17 protein-coding genes are annotated in these 15,217 nt (G+C 61.5%); 11 read left to right on the forward strand and 6 right to left on the reverse strand.

Features of this window, described 5'->3' with window-relative positions; translation table 11 throughout:
* Positions 1–4 precede the first annotated feature (4 nt).
* Together ACMA5I_RS04820 and ettA are read right to left on the reverse strand one after the other, a co-directional pair.
* The gene (locus tag ACMA5I_RS04820; RefSeq protein WP_525885105.1) at positions 5–751 is read right to left on the reverse strand and encodes a DUF4760 domain-containing protein; all 747 of its coding nucleotides are present in this window, start codon (positions 749–751) and stop codon (positions 5–7) included.
* A gap of 179 nt (positions 752–930) precedes the next feature.
* Positions 931–2,586: an energy-dependent translational throttle protein EttA gene (gene ettA / locus ACMA5I_RS04825; RefSeq protein WP_525885106.1), complete on the reverse strand. Its 1,656-nt coding sequence runs from the start codon at positions 2,584–2,586 to the stop codon at positions 931–933.
* A 129-nt stretch (positions 2,587–2,715) separates the two neighbouring features.
* On the opposite strand from ettA, the gene ACMA5I_RS04830 reads away from it, so the two are divergent.
* The 5 genes from ACMA5I_RS04830 to ACMA5I_RS04850 all read left to right on the forward strand — a co-directional run bounded on the left by ACMA5I_RS04830 (position 2,716) and on the right by ACMA5I_RS04850 (position 6,029).
* The gene (locus ACMA5I_RS04830) at positions 2,716–3,045 is read left to right on the forward strand and encodes an ArsR/SmtB family transcription factor (protein ID WP_525885107.1); all 330 of its coding nucleotides are present in this window, start codon (positions 2,716–2,718) and stop codon (positions 3,043–3,045) included.
* Positions 3,038–3,547 carry an SRPBCC family protein gene (locus ACMA5I_RS04835; protein WP_525885108.1) on the forward strand — a complete coding sequence of 170 codons (510 nt, stop codon included), beginning with the start codon at positions 3,038–3,040 and terminating at the stop codon, positions 3,545–3,547. The genes ACMA5I_RS04830 and ACMA5I_RS04835 overlap by 8 nt, the downstream gene beginning before the upstream one ends.
* Positions 3,548–3,634: 87 nt before the next feature.
* Positions 3,635–4,237 carry a nicotinate-nucleotide adenylyltransferase gene (locus tag ACMA5I_RS04840; protein WP_525885109.1) on the forward strand — a complete coding sequence of 201 codons (603 nt, stop codon included), beginning with the start codon at positions 3,635–3,637 and terminating at the stop codon, positions 4,235–4,237.
* A gap of 125 nt (positions 4,238–4,362) precedes the next feature.
* The gene (gene dacB / locus ACMA5I_RS04845; RefSeq protein ID WP_525885110.1) at positions 4,363–5,742 is read left to right on the forward strand and encodes a D-alanyl-D-alanine carboxypeptidase/D-alanyl-D-alanine endopeptidase; all 1,380 of its coding nucleotides are present in this window, start codon (positions 4,363–4,365) and stop codon (positions 5,740–5,742) included.
* A complete protein-coding gene (locus ACMA5I_RS04850) occupies positions 5,742–6,029 on the forward strand; it encodes a hypothetical protein (RefSeq protein ID WP_525885111.1) in 288 nt (95 codons plus the stop codon). The genes dacB and ACMA5I_RS04850 overlap by 1 nt, the downstream gene beginning before the upstream one ends.
* A 27-nt stretch (positions 6,030–6,056) precedes the next feature.
* Here ACMA5I_RS04850 and ACMA5I_RS04855 read toward each other — a convergent pair whose 3' ends face one another.
* From ACMA5I_RS04855 to ACMA5I_RS04870, 4 genes are all read right to left on the reverse strand, one after another.
* On the reverse strand, positions 6,057–6,758 hold the full coding sequence (locus ACMA5I_RS04855; protein WP_525885112.1) for an orotate phosphoribosyltransferase: 702 nt from the start codon (positions 6,756–6,758) through the stop codon (positions 6,057–6,059).
* Entirely contained in the window at positions 6,759–7,781 is a 1,023-nt protein-coding gene (pyrC, locus tag ACMA5I_RS04860; protein ID WP_525885113.1) for a dihydroorotase, read from the reverse strand.
* A 55-nt stretch (positions 7,782–7,836) separates the two neighbouring features.
* Positions 7,837–8,523, reverse strand: a complete 687-nt coding sequence (locus ACMA5I_RS04865; RefSeq protein ID WP_525885114.1) for a glutathione S-transferase family protein — start codon at positions 8,521–8,523, stop codon at positions 7,837–7,839.
* A 73-nt stretch (positions 8,524–8,596) separates the two neighbouring features.
* Positions 8,597–9,568 carry an alpha/beta hydrolase gene (locus tag ACMA5I_RS04870; RefSeq protein WP_525885115.1) on the reverse strand — a complete coding sequence of 324 codons (972 nt, stop codon included), beginning with the start codon at positions 9,566–9,568 and terminating at the stop codon, positions 8,597–8,599.
* A gap of 126 nt (positions 9,569–9,694) precedes the next feature.
* Here ACMA5I_RS04870 and metZ point away from each other — a divergent pair, with 126 nt between their 5' ends.
* The 6 genes from metZ (at position 9,695) to ACMA5I_RS04900 (ending at position 15,215) form a co-directional block, all read left to right on the forward strand.
* Positions 9,695–10,873 (forward strand): O-succinylhomoserine sulfhydrylase, encoded by a 1,179-nt coding sequence (gene metZ / locus ACMA5I_RS04875; RefSeq protein ID WP_525885116.1) that lies wholly within the window; start codon positions 9,695–9,697, stop codon positions 10,871–10,873.
* A gap of 87 nt (positions 10,874–10,960) precedes the next feature.
* On the forward strand, positions 10,961–11,542 hold the full coding sequence (locus ACMA5I_RS04880; protein ID WP_525885117.1) for a hypothetical protein: 582 nt from the start codon (positions 10,961–10,963) through the stop codon (positions 11,540–11,542).
* Between the two features lie 125 nt (positions 11,543–11,667).
* Positions 11,668–12,270: a GTP cyclohydrolase I FolE gene (gene folE / locus ACMA5I_RS04885; protein WP_525885118.1), complete on the forward strand. Its 603-nt coding sequence runs from the start codon at positions 11,668–11,670 to the stop codon at positions 12,268–12,270.
* The gene (locus ACMA5I_RS04890) at positions 12,270–13,751 is read left to right on the forward strand and encodes a TrkH family potassium uptake protein (protein ID WP_525885119.1); all 1,482 of its coding nucleotides are present in this window, start codon (positions 12,270–12,272) and stop codon (positions 13,749–13,751) included. Before folE ends, ACMA5I_RS04890 begins: the two co-directional genes overlap by 1 nt.
* Before the next feature lie 97 nt (positions 13,752–13,848).
* Complete coding sequence (locus ACMA5I_RS04895) at positions 13,849–14,778, forward strand: glycine--tRNA ligase subunit alpha (RefSeq protein WP_525885120.1); 930 nt, start codon at positions 13,849–13,851, stop codon at positions 14,776–14,778.
* Positions 14,775–15,215, forward strand: coding sequence for a DUF6446 family protein (locus tag ACMA5I_RS04900; RefSeq protein ID WP_525885121.1), 441 nt, complete (start codon positions 14,775–14,777; stop codon positions 15,213–15,215). Before ACMA5I_RS04895 ends, ACMA5I_RS04900 begins: the two co-directional genes overlap by 4 nt.
* The last annotated feature ends 2 nt before the right edge of the window (positions 15,216–15,217 follow it).

The raw sequence follows: 15,217 nt of genomic DNA on the forward strand, positions 1-15,217 counted from the left end.
CACTTTAGCAAGGTTTGGAATCCTGCTTTGGTTCAGGTAGTGGGTCATCTGCGGGGCTTACAGCCTCATCGGGGGGACCTCCCCAGCCTTCCGTAGGGTGCCTATAATCCTCACTTAAATTCAGACAATTGTCGTCCCATTTCAGTGCGACACACTGATAGTGCTCAAAGACAACATCTCTATATGTCCAATTGGTTTTAGTGTTTTCGTTAGAGCTATCTCTTGAACTCGTGCCCAAAGCATCTTCATGTTTTTGGTCTGCCTTCCATCGCTCACGCTGGATAAATCTTGCTGCTTCATTCCAATCGCGTATGAAGGGTCCTGCCATCCACTTCCGATAAATGTCTTCGTCAAGTGTACCTGTCAGAATGCCGATGGAGACTAATTCATAATGATTTAAATAGCCAAGAACTTTGGATCGGTCGATTTTTTCTCGTTGTTCGATAACATCATGCAGAGCGCCGAGTTTATTTGTTCTCTTGTAATATCGAAAAGTGGATGCTTGATCTTGATAATGTGCGGTCGATTCAACCTTTTCGATCATATCTAGAGTTGCCCTTTTTCGCGCAGTTTCTCTGGATGATTGAATGTTCTCTTTGGCTATTTTTAATGAAAGGAATGCGGTTCCGAATAATATGAAAGGCGTTAGTGCAGTAATTAAACGGTACCAATTGTTTTGTATAAAAGAAGCGGCGCAGCCGATTAAGGGCTGCACCGCTTCAGAGTTCTCACAAATTAATGTGAGCGACATTCCGGATTAATCTCTTACGCCTTCACGCATAGGGTCATCTCTCACGCCTTCGCGTTTTAACGATATAATCATTCCGATGTCCTCCTTCGGATAACTTATGTAGGGATAATATAGCCTATTTAGATTTGTTCAAGTGTTAACAACGGCACATTTTTGACGAAATCGGTAAAGATAGCTGATCACCGCGTAAACTTTTTATACTTCACCCGCTTCGGCTCGACCGCATCCGGACCCAGACGCTTGATCTTATCCGCCTCGTAATCCTCGAAATTCCCCTCGAACCATTCCACATGGCTGTCGCCTTCGAAGGCGAGCATGTGGGTGCAGAGGCGGTCGAGGAAGAAGCGGTCGTGGGAGATGACGACGGCGCAGCCGGCGAATTGCGTGAGCGCGTCCTCCAAGGCGCGGAGGGTTTCGACGTCGAGATCGTTGGTAGGCTCGTCGAGGAGCAGCACATTGCCGCCGTCTTTCAACAGCTTGGCGAGGTGGACGCGGTTGCGCTCGCCGCCCGAGAGCATGTTCACCTTCTTCTGCTGGTCGCCGCCCTTGAAGTTGAACGCGCCGCAATAGGCGCGGCTGTTGATCTCCGCATCGCCGAGTTTGATCACGTCCAGCCCGTCGGAAATCACCTCCCAGACGGTCTTGTTGGCATCAAGATCGTCGCGCGACTGGTCGACATAGGAGAGCTTCACCGTGTCGCCATATTCAATGCTGCCCTCGTCCGGCTGTTCCTGCCCGGTCAGCATCCGGAACAGCGTGGATTTCCCGGCGCCGTTTGGGCCGATCACGCCGACAATGCCGCCCGGCGGGAGCGAGAAATCCAGCCCGTCGATCAGCATCCGCTCGCCATAGCCTTTCTTCAGGCCGTCCACCTCGATCACCTTGCCGCCAAGGCGCGGGCCGTTGGGGATGATGATCTGCGCGCGGCCCACGAGATCGCGTTCGGATTGCTCGGCCATCTCGTTATAGGCGTTGATCCGCGCTTTCGATTTGGCCTGACGGGCTTTTGGCGATTGCCGCATCCATTCCAGCTCGCGCTCCAGCGTTTTCTGTCGCGCCTTGTCCTCACGGGCCTCCTGCGCGAGCCGCTTGGCCTTTTGCTCCAGCCAGCTCGAATAATTGCCCTCGTAAGGAATGCCGCGCCCACGGTCGAGTTCGAGGATCCAGCCGGTAATATCGTCAAGGAAATACCGGTCGTGGGTAACGATCAGGATGGTGCCCTTATACTCGATCAGGTGCTTTTGCAGCCAGGCGATGGTCTCGGCGTCAAGGTGGTTGGTCGGCTCGTCGAGGAGCAGCATGTCGGGCGCTTCGAGCAGCAATTTGCAGAGCGCGACGCGGCGTTTCTCCCCGCCCGAGAGTTTCGAGACATCCGCATCATCCGGCGGGCAACGCAGGGCCTCCATCGCGACGTCGATCTGGCTGTCGAGATCCCAGAGATTGTTGCTGTCGATCTCATCCTGAAGCGCCGCCATCTCATCCGCCGTCTCGTCGGAATAGTTCATCGCAAGTTCGTTGAACCGGTCGAGCTTGGCCTTCTTCTCGGCCACGCCCTCCATGACGTTCTCGCGAACCGTCTTGGTCTCATCAAGCTGCGGCTCCTGCGGCAGATAGCCGACCTTCGCGCCCTCGGCGGCCCAGGCCTCGCCCTGAAACTCCTTGTCCTGCCCGGCCATGATTTTCATCAACGTCGATTTACCCGCGCCATTGACGCCGACGACCCCGATTTTCACGCCCGGAAGGAAAGAGAGGCGGATGTTTTCAAAGGTTTTCTTGCCGCCCGGATAGGTCTTCGACACCCCGTCCATGTGGTAAACATACTGATATTTCGCCATGACCGGCTCCTTTGACTGCGTCCTGCATCTGTTGGCCCCAGATGTAGGCGGAAGCGGCGGTGAGGGCAACGGGGGATGCGGGGCGCGATCTGACTTGACATGCAACCATATAGTTGCATATTGGGTCACATGAGTGATCTTTACAAAGCCTTGGCCGATCCAACCCGCCGCGACCTGCTCGATCGTTTGTTCATGAAAGGCGGGCAGACGCTGGGGGATTTGTCGGAGGGCGCGGCGATGTCGCGCCAGGCCGTCACCAAACATCTGCGGATTTTGGAGGAGGCCAATCTCGTCTCCGTCAAATGGCTGGGGCGGAACAAGCTGCACTATCTCAACCCGGTGCCGCTGACGGAGATTGTCCATCGCTGGGTTGGCAAGTTCGAGGATGCGCGTCTGGAGGCGCTCGCCGATTTCAAAGAGGCCGTTGAGGCCAAGGAAAGAGAGAAAAAACATGGCTAACGATCAAGCACCGGCGCAGGACACCCGCGCGTCCACAGGCCTGCCGCTGGCGGAGACCTTCGTTTACACCATTTATCTGCGCGCCGGTATCGAAACGGTTTGGAACGCGTTGATCGACGGTGAGTTCACGCGGAAATACTGGGGTCACGAGAACCGCTCGACATGGGAAAAGGGCGCGCCTTGGGAACATGTGCGGATGTATGAGGATGGCAAAGTCATCCTGCGCGGCCGCGTGCTGGAGATTGATCCGCCTACGAAAATGGTCTGGAGCTGGGCGCCTGCGGATGAGGCTGCGCAGGCGGAAAAGGCGTCGCGCGTGACCTATGATCTCATCGCGCTCGGCCCCGACACGAAGCTGACCGTGACCCATTCGGAGCTCGAACCGGATTCGGGCATGGATGCAGGTGTCCGCGAGGGGTGGCCGGCCGTTCTGTCCAACCTCAAATCCCTGCTGGAAACAGGTGAGATCCTGCGCGAGGAGGCGTGGCCGCACACCGCATGATCCGCAGCACCGCGTAAAAGAATCGCATCCCCCTAGACAACCCGCCCCCCAAAAGACATAGGCTGGCGGGAAGCGAAGGAGGCGGTGGTGCGGCACGAATTTCCCATATCCGATGCGGGGTTGCGCGTGGGTTTGCTTGGCGGGTCCTTCGATCCGGCCCATGCGGGGCATGTCCATATCACCCGCTGGGCGCTCAGGCGGTTCCGGCTGGATCGGGTCTGGTGGCTGCTGTCGCCCGGCAATCCGCTGAAAAAGGAGGGGCCCGCGCCAATGGACCGGCGGCTGGAGGTGGCGCGCGGCGTCATGCAGCATCCGCGCGTTGAGGTCACGGATCTCGAGGTGCACCTCGGCACGCGCTACACGGCGGCGACGCTGGCGGCGCTCAAGGAGCGTTATCCGGGGACGCGCTTTGTCTGGCTCATGGGGGCGGACAATCTGGCGCAGATCCACCGCTGGGATCGCTGGCACTGGATCATGGAAAATGTGCCGATCGGGGTGCTGGCGCGGCCGGGCGAGCAGATACGGGCGGGCCTCTCTCCCGCCGCGAAAATGTATGCGCGCTACCGTCTCGACCCACGTCGGGCGGCGGCGCTCACGAGCTATGACGCGCCCGCCTGGACGCTCCTCAACGGGCCGATGATGGATATTTCCTCCTCGGAAATCCGGGCGCGCGGTGAGTGGATCCGCTGACCGCCCGGACGCCGCCGCGATTGCGTAAAATTGACTCAAGGTTATGGAGAATTCAGTCCGCGCTGAATTGCCAATCCCGCTGCGATTTGCGACAAATTCTTATCCACGAATATTAAGGTGTTTTTATGATGAATCGGCGTGAGGTTTTGGCGGGTCTGGGCGCGAGCGCGGTGATGGCAGGCTCGGCTGCACGGGCGCAATCGGCGCTCTCGTCGATCATGGCGTCCTCGGGTCTGGGCGGTGTCACAAGTGCGGCGCTGCTGGACCTCGGCACAGGGCAAATTCTCGAAAGCCACAACCCCGATCTGCCGCGCCCGCCGGCCTCGGTGACCAAGGCGCTGACGGCGCAATATGCGCTGCTCGGTCTGGGGAGCGGCTACCGGTTCTCGACGCGGCTCATGACCACCGGCGCGGTGTCGGGCGGGGTGCTTCAGGGCGATCTCTTCCTCGTCGGCTCCGGCGATCCGCAGCTTGACGCCGACCAGCTGGCCGATCTTGCGCGCCAACTCGCCGCGCGCGGTGTGCGGCAGGTGAACGGGCGCTTCCTGACCGTAGCCACCGCGCTCCCGCAGCTCACGGAAATCGACAGCGAGCAGCCCGATCATGTGGCCTATAACCCCGGCCTTGGCGGGCTCAACCTCAATTACAACACGGTTTATCTGCAATGGCGGAGCGGCGCGCTGTCGCTGACCGCGCGGGCCGAGCGCAACGCGCCGCAGGTGCATGGCATCTCGATCTCGCGGGCAAATCGCGGCGGGCCGACATTCACCTATTCGGGCTCCACCGGCGGCGAGCAATGGTCCGTTGCCTCGGGCGCGGTGTCCGGGGCGGGCTCGCGCAATCTGCCAGTCCATTACCCGGCGCGCTATGCGGGCGAGGTGTTCCGCATTCTGGCGGCGGGGGCCGGGGTCTCGGTCCCGCCCGCACAGGCCGCGACACAGGCGGGCGGCACGGTTCTCGCCGAAGTCAGTTCCGATCCGCTCAGCGAGATCGTCCGCGATTGTATGCGTTATTCCAACAACTTGACCGCCGAAGTGATCGGCCTCGCCGCGTCCCGCAATGTGGGGCTGCCCTTTGGCGATCTGCGCCAGAGCGGCAATTCCATGACCCGCTGGATGGCGGGCCAGCTTGGCACACGCAACGCCAATTTCGTCGACCATTCGGGCCTGTCGGATCAGAGCCAGATCTCCGCCCGCGATATGGTGGTGTATCTCGCGGCGAGCGAGTGGGGAGACATTCTGCATGGCTCGATGAAGGAAATGCAGGTCGGCAATTCCAACAGCTTCCATGCCAAGACCGGCACGCTCAATTTCGTCGATGCGCTGGCCGGGTTCATGCAGGGGCGCAGCGGCCGCCGCATGGCCTTCGCGATCTTCGCGGGCGACCCCGCGACCCGCGCGCGCATCCCGATGAGCCAGCGCGACAACGCACCGGGCGCGTCGGCCTGGGGCGCACGTTCACGGCAACAGGAGCGGCTCCTGCTGGAGCGGTGGTCGGCGTATTGATGTGGTCGTTTTGGTATGTCGTGAATGGGCTCTATCTGCGCATTCTGAAAATAACGGGCGGTCGCCGCTGGCCCATCTACACGGGTTTCGGACTTCTTGAGCTTTTGATCTTCACGCAGCTTTCCGAAACATGGATGCCGGTCGCTTATCTGCTCATGGCCCCTTTCGCATTTTTTGTTGCGATGGATGCGACGGTGAACACATCATCCTCGCCCGATGCCTTCGAAAGTCACGAGCAGCGGATGCAGCGCGAGTTGAAAAAGCCGCTCAAGCGCCGCGAAAAATAAAGCGCGCCGGGAAGCGCGCCCCACATTTTAAGACGACTGCCCCGACAGCGTGTCCGCGCCGCCATGTGCCGCCGACCATGTCAGCGGGGCCTCCAGAAACGCTTCCACCGCATCCAGCGCGGCGGGTTCGAAATACTTCCCGGCTTTCGCCTCGGCCAGCACGTCATGCCATGTCGCGAGATAGTGCAGCTTGACGCCGTGGCCCTCCAGCGTCTCCTCGACATTGTCGAACGCGCCGTAGAAAAACACCACGGAGGTATGCGCACATTCCGCCCCCGCCTTGCGCAGAGCTTCGACGAATTTCAGCTTGGAGCCGCCATCGGTGGTGAGATCCTCGACCAAAAGGGTCCGCGCGCCCTCTTTGAGATCCCCCTCGATCTGCGCATCGCGGCCAAACCCTTTGGGTTTTTTGCGCACATAGAGCATAGGCAGTTCCATCCGCTCGGCGATCCATGCGGCGAAGGGGATGCCCGCCGTCTCGCCGCCCGCGATCGCATCGAAGCGCTCGAACCCCGCATCGCGGTAGAGCGTCGCCACGGTGAAATCCATCAGCGCGGAACGGATGCGCGGGTAGGAAATCAGCTTGCGGCAGTCGATATAAACCGGCGAGGCCAGCCCCGAGGTCAGCTTGTAAGGCTCGTCGGCGCGGAAATGCACCGCCTTGATTTCCAGCAGCATCCGGGCGGTCAGCCGGGCGATTTCTTTGCGGTCGGGGAAGGTCGTCAGCATTTAGCGCTCCACATGCCAATGAAGGGGAAAACCGGGGTCGAACACCGTCACGGGGCCGGCGCCGGTGTCGATTTTGTCGGGATAGGTCACGGGATCGCCCTTCACCAGCGTGATCTCGTCCTCGTTCACCGGCAGGCCGTAGAACCGCGGGCCGTTGCGGGAGGTGAAATCGGCGAGGCGGTCCAGCGCGTTCTCCTGCTCGAAGACTTCGGCGAGGCAGGACATCGTGTTGGTCGCCGTGAAACAGCCCGCGCAGCCGCAGGCGTTTTCTTTGGCCGGGTCCGCATGGGGCGCGCTGTCCGTGCCGAGGAAAAACCGGCTTTCCCCGGAGGTTGCGGCGCGGCGCAGCGCCAGACGGTGCTTTTCGCGCTTCGCCACGGGCAGACAGTAATAATGCGGTTTGATCCCACCGACGAGGATATGGTTGCGGTTGATGATGAGGTGATGGGTGGTGATGGTCGCGCCGATCGTCTCGCCGCCGCTTTCCACATAATTCACGCCATCCTCGGTCGTCACATGCTCCATCACGACGCGCAATTCCGGCAGACGCTGGCGCAGCGGGTCGAGTACGGTTTCGATAAACACGGCCTCGCGGTCGAAAATGTCGATCTCCGCCGTGGTCACCTCGCCGTGGACGCAGAGCGGCAGACCGATCTCGGCCATTTTCTCCAGCACCGGCATGACCTTGTCCATGTCCCGCACACCCGAGGCGGAGTTGGTCGTCGCCCCCGCCGGGTAGAGTTTCAGCGCGTGAATGAGCCCGTCAGCCTTGGCCTGCGCCACATCCTCCGGGTCCGTCGTCTCGGTCAGATAGAGCGTCATCAGCGGGGTCAGGCCGGGCGCGGCGGCGTTAATCCGGTCGCGATAGGCTGCGGCATCCGCCCCCGTCACCACGGGCGGGACGAGGTTCGGCATGATGATCGCACGGGCAAAATCGCGGGATTCCGGGCCGATGCCCTCCAGCATCGCACCGTCGCGCAGATGCAGATGCCAATCGTCAGGGCGGGGGATGGTGATACGCATGTCGGCCTCCTTGCCCGCGCTTTAGCATGGGCGCGGGCAGGGGGCCAGATGCGCGTTACTTGCTTTTGAAGAGGTGGCCTTGCGCTTCCTTGTCGAACCCGTCCGAGCGGGTTTCATCCAGAACCGCCTTGCCGCGCTGCACCGCGCCGCGCTGCCAGACCTTGTCGAGCCAGGCTTTCATATGCGGGAAATTCTCGATCTCCTGCTGCTGGCCTTCCCAAAGATTGGCCCAGGGCCAGATCGCCATATCTGCGATGGAATAGGGGCCCGCGACGAACTCGTTTTTGGAGAGTTGCTTGTCCAGAACGCCATAAAGCCGCTTCACCTCGTTGCGGTAACGGTCCTTCGCATAGGGCAGATCATTCGGTGGCTCCATCGCAGGCGCATATTTGAGGAAGTGATGCGCTTGCCCGGCCATCGGTCCGAGCCCGCCCATTTGCCACATCAGCCATTTCTCAACCTCGATCCGGCCCGCTTCGCCTTCACCATAAAACCGCCCCGTTTTGCGGGCGAGATATTGCAGGATCGCGCCGGACTCGAAGATCGAATAGCCGGTTTCGCGGTCCACAATCGCGGGGATGCGGTTGTTCGGGCTGATGGCGAGGAACTCCGGTTCGAACTGGTCGCCCTTGCCGATATTGATGGGATGCACCTCGTAATCGAGCCCCATTTCTTCAAGCGCGATGGAGACTTTCCAGCCATTCGGCGTGGACCATGTGTAAAGATCGATCATCGGGGGCATCCTTTGTTGCTGCTCAGAGAGAAGCTAAGCCGGATTTCGCCCCGGTCAATGGGTGTCGCTTTTGGGGGGCGCGTCAGGCGCGGCGCATCCCGGAGGGGCGCGGCAAATGGCGGGTGATCGCGCTCCAGCGGGCGGCTTGCCGGGTCGGGCAATTGGCGGCGCGGAGGTCAGGGACGGACCAGCCCTCGCGCTCCCGCAGGATCTTGCGATAAAGCGCCATGGCACCGGCACGGCCGTAGAAATTCCAGTGGGAAAGGAACGCCGCCGGGCCGAGATGCACACCGCGTGCGCCGAGGAATGCGGCGAGGTCCGGGCAATCGAGTTGCAGGTCGATCCAGTTTGGCGGCGCGTCGGGCAGGCCAAGGCCAAGCGCGCGGTCCGACCAGTCGTGATTGGGGGCGAATAGCTCAAAGAGCAGATCGTAGAGATCATTCTCGCGGCTGGTGATGTTGTAGATCTGCGGGCGCTGGAGGGCGGGCATGGCCGCCAGACAATCCCGCGCGACGGAGCGATATTCCGCAGCCCCCATCAGGATCATCCGTGAAATCTGCCCGTTACGCAGCGCAGGCAGGGCAGTCAGCGCCACCCGCGCGCCGAGCGAATGGGCCATCACATCGACCCGGCGACCCGGCGCGAGGGAGTCGATGAGGTCCACCAGTTGCGCCAGCAATGCGCCCACAAAGGTCGCCCGCTCATAGATCCGCGCAAAATGCCGCGCTTCCTGAACGCCGCTGCGCGCATGGCTATAGGCGGGCCAGCTAAACCCAATCGCGAGCCCGCTTTCGGGCGCATGATCGAAGCTGAGCCCGTCATACCAGCCGCGCCCTTGCCCCTTGTCCGAGCCCGAAAACAGCCAGTGATGCGGGCAGCGGGCAGGCGTCGCCGGATCATAGCGGAACCCGTGGATCAGGATCGTGACCGGCGCGTCGTCAGGGAGCGCCGCAAGCTGGCGGTGCAACAGATCGGCGACGCGCCCGGCGCCGTCCGGTTGGTGAGTTGCCAGCGTGAGCCCGTCCGCGCTGGCGATGATGCCCAATCGTGCCATCACTGCCTCGTCGTGTTTACGGGTCTTTTCAAAGAAGTATGCGACATGATCGTAACGTTTCCATGAATGCTTGATGATTTAAGGATGCGGGTGTAGGCAGATTTCGTCTGTGAAAGGGGCAACAATATGGCCAAAGAGTGGAAGAGCCGGACCAAAGCGGTCCATAAAGGCACGCGGCGCAGCCAGTATGCGGAGCTGTCCGAGGCGATGTTCCTGACGCAGGGGTTCGTCTACCCCGATGCGGAAACCGCCGAGCAGCGTTTCATCGAAAGCGGGCGCGAAGAGTTCATCTATGCGCGCTACGGCAACCCCACCATGGCGATGTTCGAGGACCGGATCGCGGCGATCGAGGGCGCGGAAGCAGGTTTTGCCACCGCGAGCGGTATGGCGGCGGTCAATGGCGCGGTGTTCTCGCAGCTTCAAGCGGGCGATCACGTCGTCTCCGCGCGGGCGCTTTTCGGCTCCTGCCTCTTCATCATCGACACGCTGCTCCCGACATTCGGGATCGAGATCACGCTGGTTGATGGCACCGATCTTGAGGCGTGGAAAAACGCGGTCAAACCGAACACCAAGATGTTCTTTTGCGAGGCCATGTCGAACCCCTGCCTTGAGGTGATCGACATTCAGGCGGTCGCCGATATCGCCCATGAGGCCAATGCGATTTTTGTGGTGGACAATGTGTTTGCCACACCCGTTTTGCAGAAATCCATCGACCTTGGCGCCGATCTCGTCGTCTATTCGGCGACGAAACATATCGACGGGCAGGGCCGGATGCTCGGCGGGGTCATTCTCGGCAAGGAAGAGGTCGTGCGCGGCCCGGTCGAAATGTACCTCAAACACACCGGTGGCGCGATGAACCCCTTCACGGCTTGGGTCATGCTCAAGGGTCTGGAAACGCTCGATCTTCGCGTGAATGCGCAAGCCGACAGCGCGCTCGCGATTGCCGAGGCGCTGGACGGGCATGACAAGGTGAAAAACCTGATCTATCCAGGGCTTGCCAGCCATCCGCAATATGAGATTGCCAAGAAACAGATGACCAAGGGCGGCACCATGCTCGCGCTTGATCTCGGGAGCAAAGAGGCGGCCTTCACGGTGATGAACGCGCTGGAGATCATCCTGATTTCCAACAATCTTGGCGATGCCAAGTCGATCATCACCCACCCGGCGACGACGACCCACCAGCGCCTGTCGCCCGAGCAGCGCGCCGAATTGGGGATCACGGACGGCCTTCTGCGCCTCTCGGTCGGCCTTGAGGATGCCGAAGATCTGATCGCCGATTTCCGTCAGGCGCTGGATCGCGTCTGAGCTAGGGTCTCACGCAGAGTTGTGGTAGGCTCACCGATTATGTTGCGGGGGCTGACCATAATCTGTGTCGCAGTCGGGTTTCTCGGCTTGGGTGCGTCTGTGGGCGCGGCCCCGATCACCTACAGCTATATCGGCGCGCCGCAGGTCTGCGAGGACGACGATTGCGGCGAGGATGCGCTCGGCCATCGCTTCGAGGGCAGCATCACCGTCGACGACCGGATTTTCTCCCAAGGCGATCTGCGGAACTCCACCTTCGCCTTTGATTCGTTCCAGACCGAAAACGGCTATGAAATCCGCTACATCTTCACCAATGCCCACGACTCAATCACCGGGGTTCTGGAAGGCGTGGAGGATCTGCGGGTCGAGGAACATGGCATCGACGTCAGCGGCATGTTCGAGGAATTTCTCTTCGGCAGCGGGGAGGGCGGCGAAGTGCGTTTCTCCATCGGCCCGGACCTGCAACCCAGCGGCTCTTACGGCGAGGCGGAGAATTACGGCCACAGCAACCGCGTCGAGGGGTCGGAAAACGGCACGGTCAGCGCGGGTTTTGGTGAATGGGTCCGCTCCGGCACGCCTTATATGCGCTCCATGCCCGTCCCGGCGGCGCTTGGCGGCGTGCTGCTCGCCGTGGCCGCGCTCCTCTGGATGGGCCGCGCGAAAAAGCGGTGAGCGCCGCGTGCCTCCCTCCGCGCCCGCACCGCGACGGGATTTGTGAGCTAACCCTGCGCACCACACGCAAAAACCGATATCGCCGCCCCTTGCATCCGCCCCCGTCACACCGCACATTGCGCCAAATGCCGCGACTGGCATCCGTGATGGAGACGATGATGAGCAAACCGAACCGCGCCGAGGCTGAGGCGGCGATCAAAACGCTGCTGGCCTATACCGGCGATGATCCCGCGCGCGAGGGTCTGTTGGACACGCCGCGCCGGGTCGTGGAGGCGTATGACGAGTGGTTCGGCGGCTATCACACCGATCCCGAAGAGATCCTCTCGACCACTTTTGGCGAGACCGAAGGCTACGACGAGATGGTGCTGCTCTCCGGCATCCGCTTCGAGAGCCATTGCGAGCATCACCTCGCGCCGATCATCGGCCGGGCGCATGTCGCCTATCTGCCGAAGGGCCGCGTTGTCGGCATTTCCAAACTGGCGCGGCTCGTCGATGCCTTCGCCAAGCGCTTGCAGGTGCAGGAGAAAATGACCTCGCAGATCGCGGATTCCATACAGGATGCGCTCGCGCCGCGCGGTGTGGCCGTGGCGATCGAGGCCGAGCATCACTGCATGTCCACCCGCGGCGTCCACAAACCTGGCGTCTCCATGATGACCACGCGGTTCCTCGGCGAATTCAAGGACCAGCCGCGCCGCGATGAATTCATGGCAAGGATCGGGGCCATCTGATGGATATCGCACGGGCGAGAGGGAGCACACTGAGCTGGCTCATCCGCCCGGTGGCCTATCTTATTGGCGTGCTCCTGACCGCGCTCGGCGCGCTCATGCTGATCCCGATGCTCTTCGATATTGTCGAGCGTGAGGGCCATTGGGACACTTTCGCCGAGTCGGGCCTGATCACTATGGGCGTCGGCCTCGCCACCGCGCTCGCGACCCGCGATGTGAAGAGCAAATCGCTGAACATCCAGCAGATTTTCCTCATCACCGTGGGGCTGTGGCTGGTGCTCCCCTTCTTCGGCGCGCTGCCTTTCCTGCTCGGCGCGCCCCATGCCAGCTTCACGGACGCGATTTTCGAAAGCGTCTCCGGTATGACCACCACCGGCTCGACCGTCTTTACCGGGCTTGATGAGCTGCCGCGCGGCACCCAGCTCTGGCGCTCCATGCTGCAATGGACCGGGGGCCTCGGGATCGTCGTCGTCGCCGTCGCCTTCCTGCCGAGCATGGGGGTTGGTGGGATGCAGTTCTTCCGCTCCGAGGGCTTCGACACCTTCGGCAAGGTGCTGCCAAGCGCCTCGGGCATCGCGGGCGGGCTCTTTCAGGTCTATCTCTGGCTGACGCTTTTCTGCATCCTCGCCTATCACGCCGTCGGTATGTCGAGTTTCGACGCGATCATCCACGCGCTCACCACCATCTCCACAGGCGGCTTTTCCAATTACGACGCCTCCTTCGGTGCGTTCCAGGGACCGCCCGAATATGTCGCCAGCGTGTTCATGATCCTCGCCTCGCTGCCTTTCGTTCTCTATGTGCGGATGGCGAAAGGCGAGGCGGTGCCGTTCTGGAAAGACGTGCAGGTGCGCGGCTTCATGGTGGTGCTGGCCAGCATCATCGTCGCGCTCACCCTCTACCGCGTCCTGCATCTCGATGACGGGCTGGAACACAGCTTCCGCGAGGCGATTTTCAACGCCACCTCCATCATGTCCGGCACAGGCTATGCCTCGACTGACTATTGGCTCTGGGGCAGTTTCGCCGCCACCGTGATGTTTGTCGCCGGCCTTATCGGCGGCTGCGCGGGCTCCACCTGTTGCTCCATCAAGATCTTCCGCTTCCAGATCCTGCTGCAAGCCGTCCGCGCCCAGATCCGCCAGATCCACTCGCCCCATGGCGTCTTTGTCCCGCGCTATGACGGCGTGCGGATCGACGAACAGCTCGTCGCCTCGGTCATGGCGTTCTTCATGCTCTTCCTGCTGACGCTTGGCGTGACCGCCGTGATCCTCGCCCTCATGGGCCTCGACACCGTCACCGCCATTTCCGGCGCGACCACCGCTGTCGCCAATATCGGCCCCGGCCTTGGCCCGACCATCGGCCCGGCGGGCAACTTCTCCACCCTCGGGGACGCGCCCAAATGGGTGCTGATTATTGCCATGCTGATGGGGCGGCTCGAAATTCTCTCCGTTCTCGTCCTCTTCATGCCCCGCTTCTGGCGCGGATAAGCCGCAGCGCGCCGCCCGCTGCCGTTGATTGACGCGCCGCAGCGAGACGCCTAGAACGGAGCGGATTCTAAGACCTGTTCAACCCCCAAGAGGGCCCATGACCGAGACGCCGAGCACAAAGCCGAAAAGCTTTCAGGAGATCATCCTGCGCCTGCAAAATTACTGGGCGGAGAAGGGCTGCGCGATCATGCAGCCTTACGATATGGAGGTCGGGGCAGGGACATTCCACCCGGCGACCACGCTGCGCTCGCTCGGGCCCAAGGCATGGGCCGCGGCCTATGTCCAGCCGTCGCGCCGCCCGACCGATGGCCGCTACGGGGAGAACCCCAACCGCCTCCAGCATTATTACCAGTATCAGGTGCTCATCAAACCTTCGCCGCCGGATTTGCAGGAGCTCTATCTCGGCTCGCTCCGCGCCATCGGGATCGACATGAGCCTGCACGATATCCGCTTTGTCGAGGATGACTGGGAAAGCCCGACGCTCGGGGCATGGGGCCTGGGTTGGGAGGTCTGGTGCGACGGGATGGAAGTCTCGCAATTCACCTATTTCCAACAGGTTGGCGGGCATGACTGCCGCCCCGTCTCGGGCGAGCTGACCTATGGCCTGGAGCGTCTCGCCATGTATGTCCTCGGTGTCGATCACGTGATGGACATGCCCTTCAATGATCCCGAAGCGCCAATCGCGCTCACCTATGGCGATGTGTTCAAGGTGACCGAAGAGGAATATTCCCGCTGGAATTTCGACGTGGCGGACACGGACACGCTTCTTCAGCATTTCAAGGATGCCGAGGCCGAATGCGCCCGCATCCTCGCCAGCCCGAAGGACGACCCCAAAACCGGCAAACGCATCGTCATGGCGCATCCCGCTTACGACCAGTGCATCAAAGCCTCGCATCTCTTTAACCTCCTGGATGCGCGCGGCGTCATCTCCGTGACCGAGCGTCAGGCCTATATCGGCCGCGTCCGGGCGCTGGCCAAAATGTGCGCCGACGCCTTCCTCGAAAGCCCGCTTGGGGACGCCGCATGAGTGGCCGCATCCTCGTCATCGGGCTGATCGCCTTCTCGCTCCTCTTCGGCGTGGCGCTGTTCTGGTTCCAGAATTACGCCTATTACGAAGAGGTTGCGGAGCAGGATGTCATCACCGTCGAAGGGCTCGATGTGGCCGTCACCGGCTGGCAGGGCATTGACGCGCCGACCAGCCCGATCAAGGCCCGCGCCTGTTTCCGCATTGATCCGCGCGATGTGGATGGCCTCGGCAATGAAGGCGACGCCACCCCGCTGACCGCGCCCTTCTGGTTCGACTGTTTCGACGCCGAAACGCTTGCCCAGGACATCGAAGCTGGCCGCGCCACCGCCATGCTGGCTGAAAAAGAAGTCCATGACGGCGCCGACCGTTACATTGCCTGGTATCCCGATGGCCGCGCCTATCAGTGGAACCAGCTCAACGATAAATACGAGAATTAACC

This window comes from Jujubicoccus corallicola, from assembly GCF_047345645.1.
GTDB lineage: Bacteria > Pseudomonadota > Alphaproteobacteria > Rhodobacterales > Rhodobacteraceae > JBLEFH01.